The 5,165-nt window shown below is 23.3% G+C and carries 5 protein-coding genes; all 5 read right to left on the reverse strand.

Annotation, left to right across the window (positions count from 1 at the left end):
* A partial coding sequence (locus tag ACERKK_RS11025) for a cation:proton antiporter (RefSeq protein WP_373773128.1) occupies window positions 1-245 on the reverse strand: 245 nt, incomplete at its 3' end.
* A gap of 97 nt (window positions 246-342) precedes the next feature.
* Window positions 343-1,275: an SEL1-like repeat protein gene (locus ACERKK_RS11030; protein ID WP_373773129.1), complete on the reverse strand. Its 933-nt coding sequence runs from the start codon at window positions 1,273-1,275 to the stop codon at window positions 343-345.
* Between the two features lie 17 nt (window positions 1,276-1,292).
* On the reverse strand, window positions 1,293-2,060 hold the full coding sequence (locus ACERKK_RS11035; RefSeq protein ID WP_373773130.1) for a hypothetical protein: 768 nt from the start codon (window positions 2,058-2,060) through the stop codon (window positions 1,293-1,295).
* A 13-nt stretch (window positions 2,061-2,073) separates the two neighbouring features.
* Window positions 2,074-4,275, reverse strand: a complete 2,202-nt coding sequence (locus ACERKK_RS11040; RefSeq protein WP_373773131.1) for an EAL domain-containing protein — start codon at window positions 4,273-4,275, stop codon at window positions 2,074-2,076.
* Window positions 4,276-4,277: 2 nt separating this feature from the next.
* On the reverse strand, window positions 4,278-5,165 hold an 888-nt coding region (locus ACERKK_RS11045), incomplete at its 5' end, for an SPOR domain-containing protein (RefSeq protein ID WP_373773132.1).

Genomic DNA, 5,165 nt, shown 5'->3' on the forward strand with positions numbered 1-5,165 from the left:
CTCATCTTTTTTATTTTCTCAAAATTAAGTTCAAGACCAATAGTAAACATTAAAAATACTATCCCAAATTCACCTATTAACTCTAAGCTATGAAAATTTATTCCATTAAAACTAAAAGCATAACTAATAATTGTTCCTGAAAGAATATATCCTATGATATGAGAAATTCCATATCTTTTAAATATGATATTTAGTATTGTTGCAATAGCTATTGCACAGAAGATTATTACTAATATATTATTCATTTATTATCTTTATTTTTTAATTCTATTATTCGTATTTTACAGTTTTTTTGCAAGAAAATATTATTTAAGCTAATTATTTTTTATTCAATTATCATAATTAATTTAATTTATGAATCTTCAAAAAGTTTTCAGAACGCTTATGATTTAAGCTTTTTGCTTTTTTCATCCAAAAGATTGCTTTATCAATATCTTTACTTACGCCTAAACCATTAAAATAAAAATAACCAACATAATACATCGCTTTTGTTTTATTCTTTTGTGCAGCTTGTAGGTATAAATCAAATGCTTTTTTATAATCATTTGAAATAAGATTACCTTCTCTATAAATATCTGCTAATTTAAGTTGAGCTCTTGTATCATCAAGTTGTGATGCTTTTGTAAACCAATAAATAGCTTCATTTATATCTTTTTTTGTTCCATCACCATTTAGATACATCATTGCTAAATTTGTTTGAGCTATTGCACTATTTGCTTTTGCGGCTTTGGTATAAAGAACTAAAGCTTTTTCATAATCCACTTTTGTTCCATGTCCAAAAAAATACATTGATGCTAGATTATTTTGTGCAAATATCACACCTTGTTCGGCTGCTTTGCTATACCAATAAAATGCTTTTTTTTGACTCTCTTTTTTTACATTTAATTCATATACCATAGCTAGATTTAATTGAGCCAAAGCATAATCTTGAATAGCAGATTTTTCAAACCAATAGATTGCTTTTTCTTTGTTTTTATTTACCACTGTTCCTAAATAATACATTTGAGCAAGATTGTTTTGAGCAACTTTATTACCAAGTTGGGCTGATTTTTCATACCAAAAGAATGCTAATTCTTTATTTACAGGTACTCCAAAACCATTATAGTTCATTAGTGCAAGATTATATTGAGCTTGTGCATTATCATCTTGTGCTAATAAACTAAATATTTCATAAGCTTTTGAATAGTTTTTATTATTGAAATTTTCTACAGCATCATTAAATGAATTAGCATATAAGTTTATTGTTATAATAAATAAGAGTAGTAATTTTTTCATAATAAGCACCTCTTAAGTTATTGTTTATTTAAATTTTCATCTGTATCTTTTTTAATTTTATCTAAAATACTATCAATTTCTTTTATATCTTCAATATCCTCTTTGTTTTGTTTTGATATTGAACTATTAATTTTATCCTCTTTTTCAAGAATATCATTAGATTTTGTTTTTATTGAAAAATTGTCATTTTCTAATATATCATCATTTATTTCTACTATATCTTTACTATTAATTCTTTGAAATATAAAAATATCTGCTATTCTATCTTCTTTACTTGGAGTATTAAAATATTTTTTTCCTTCATTATCACAAAAGCCATTTAAGTCAAAGATATTGCTTATATAGCCCATACAACTTTCCCATTTTGTTTCAAGAGATAAAAAGAACCCTACTCTTTTCCAAAATATTTCATGCTCACTTTTTGATAGATAAATACCCTCTTTTGAATCAAGGTTTTTAATTCTTTTTACATAAACAGATGCTAAAGATTTATTATCAACTTCATTTACTTCAAAAAACCAAGTATCTTCAACTAAAATAGGAGTTAAAGGGAAATGATTTACATTTGTTTTTCTAACACTTAATGAATTACGATAAGAATCAATAACAAAATCTTTATTTGTAAAAATAAATGCTTTTTTAGCAGCTTCTAAAACTGCATCTTTTGATATCATATCATAGTTCATAGTTGAAGTATAATCTTCTTGATTTGCATTAATTAAATCATTTTTAGAAGAACAGCCTGTAAAAAGTACAAGTGCAATAACTAATATATATTTAAGCATAATTTTCAAATCCTTATTTACTTGTTGCATAAGCACCTAATCTTTCTAAGAAATTATAATCAACATCAAGTTTAACAGCCTCTGCCATAATATCAATATTATTTAACTCACCATAAATTAAAATATTTTTTACCTTATGTTTTTTTGCAATATCACTTGTGAAATTAGCCGTATAATCTTTATGCATTCTTATATAATCAACTTCTAAACCATCTAATTGTTCTATTGGATACTCTTCAAGTTTATAACGCTTAATTAATGTTTTAACACCATATTTACGTATTTCTTTAGTAAATGTTTCAAATAAAGTTTTATTTAAATATGCACTATAAGAAGTAATACTAAAGACGATATTTCCACTTATATCACTATTTTTCGTTAAATATTCTTTTAACCAATTCATAAAGCTACTATTATTTAATGAATCCATTGATAAGTTAATAGCTATTTCATAATCAATATTATTTTCTTTTATAAACTTAATACATTTCTCAATAACTTCTTTATCAAACTTATCTACAAAATTTAATTTCTCAGCAATTGATAAGAATGGTCCAATTGCCAATCTTTCATTATTTTTATCAAATAATAAAGGCACAGCTTCTTTCATAATTAATTTATCAGGTTCATCAAATGAATAAGTATCTAAAACAAAATTCATATCAAAATTTGCTTCTTCTATTATTTCAATTACATTTTTATGTAAAGAATCATAACCATCTTTTAATTCTGATTCATCGATAATATGATAAGTATTTATACCATTTTGTTTTGAGATATTAAAGGCTTTATTTGCAGATTCTAAAATAGAATCAATACTTCCAAATAAATCAAATGGTGTTCCACCAATATGAATAAGGTCATCAGGAACATCATAATTATCTGGGATATTATTAAGTAATTGTGAAATTATCTCTTTTAACATCTCTTCAATATCTTCTAGCTTCATATCTTTTACAATAATTGCAAATTCAGAACCATAAAATCTATATAGAGTAATTTCCATTTTACTATATTTATAAATTACATTTTTTATGATACTTGTATATGCATCTACAAAGGCATTTATATAGTTTGAATCATAATTTTTACTCATATATCCTAAACATTCAAGTTTTATAGTAAAAATTGTTGCTTTTTGTGAGGTTACAAACATACTTTTAACATCAAAATCAAAGACACTTTTATTTGGTAAACCTGTTAGTGTATCTGTTGATAACTTTCTTTCTAAATTCTCTTTACTAATATTTACTTCATTTACAAGTGATGCAACTTTTGTTGATATTTTAACAACTTTTTTAGTTAATTCAGTTAATTCTTTTGTACCTTCAAACTCTTTTTTATCTAAAACTTCAAACTTATTTTCTATGATTTTATCAAGATATGTATTTAGTGACCTAATTGGTTTATTAACATATCTTGCAAAAATTAGTTTATGATAGAATCTAATAATTATAAAAATTGGAACAATTAATACTAAAGTAAATAATACTAATTTTATAAAAAGACTATACATTTTAGACTTTACAAAACTTGTATCAATTTCATAAGTAATTTTTCCATAATTTACACCATCATAAACTAAATCATTTACAATAGTCTGATTTTTTAAATCTATTGATTTATCAAACCACTCATAAACTTTATACTCACTATCAACTAAACTTTCTTTTTTAATATCTTTAAATGTTAGGTTTGTAAGAAAAATCTTGATTACAGATCTTTTATAAGCTTGAAATCTTACAGGAATAGACTCTTCATAATTTTCTCTATCATTTGGAATATATTCATATAACATACTATCTTTAACTTTTTGTATATATCCATATTTTGCATCAATTACAATATCACCTAAATTCCATGCTCTTTGCTTAAATTGATTTGTATTTTCTACTAAAGTATTTTTATTAAAAATAAACTTATCTAATTGGATATTAACTGATTTAAATGAGTTAGTTTTAAATCTTGAATTTAAAAGTTCTTCAATCTTTTTGTAATTATTTTCAATAATATACTTCTCAAGTTTTACTTGTAAATAATCAACATTTAATGCATAATCTTTTTTTGCAACTTCAATACTCTCTTTTTTAAAGTCATCAAAAAATATATATGAAGAGAATAAAAACATAGTAAATAATAGTGAGAAGAAAATTAAAGTATTTCTTCCTACTACATTTGAATATTTTTTTAATACTCTATTCATTAAACTTTTCACGACTATTCCCACTTCACATTATTTTTTACATATAAATCTTGTGATCTATGTATTTTTTGAATAAATGGATTATTCCGTCTTAATGAGTCTGGTAGATTCTGTACAGCTAAAGAAATATCTTTAAATGTAGAGAATATTTTATACATTAATTTAACTTTTCCTTTACTAGTATAAACATAAAATACTTCATCAAATAAATTGTGTTTTTCAATAAATTCATTTGCAATACTTATATTCTCAAATGAAGCTAAATTTATTGTATAGTGATTTCTTGGTGTTGCTAAAAATCTCTCTTTAAAAGAAGAGCTTATTTGATTATTTACTTTATTTTCAACTATACTTTCCACATTAACTTCAAGTGCTTTATATTCACTTTCATCAAGTTTATTTAAACGCTCAGAAGTATTAATTTTAATCTCTTCTTTATTTTCTAGACTTGATAAATCAATATATTCATACTCTAGTTTTTTCTCAACTTTTGTATTGATCTCAATATTTTCATTATAAAGATTTTTTACAGAAGCTATTCTTTCAATAATAGGGAAATACGTACCTTTTAACTCAGATAACTCTTTTAATTTATTGTTTGCTTTTTCATAAGTATCAAACACTCCATAAACTAATTTAATTAATTTTGTATTATCTCCATAATTAAAGAAAAATGAGTTCTCTTCTAGTTTATATTTTTTTACTAAAACTTCTAAATCTTTTAAAGTAGTAAACGATGAAATATTAATAGTAAAAGATTTATCATCTGCTAATAAGAATTTATCTTTAAAAACTTCATCTGTTTGGAATACTTTTTCTTTTTTAACTTGTCTTATTTTTTCAATAATCTTTTCTTTTATTTGAATCTTAACTTTTGGTTTAGGAATATTAACTTTTACAAC

This window comes from Poseidonibacter sp. (assembly GCF_041821165.1).
Classification (GTDB): Bacteria; Campylobacterota; Campylobacteria; order Campylobacterales; family Arcobacteraceae; genus Poseidonibacter.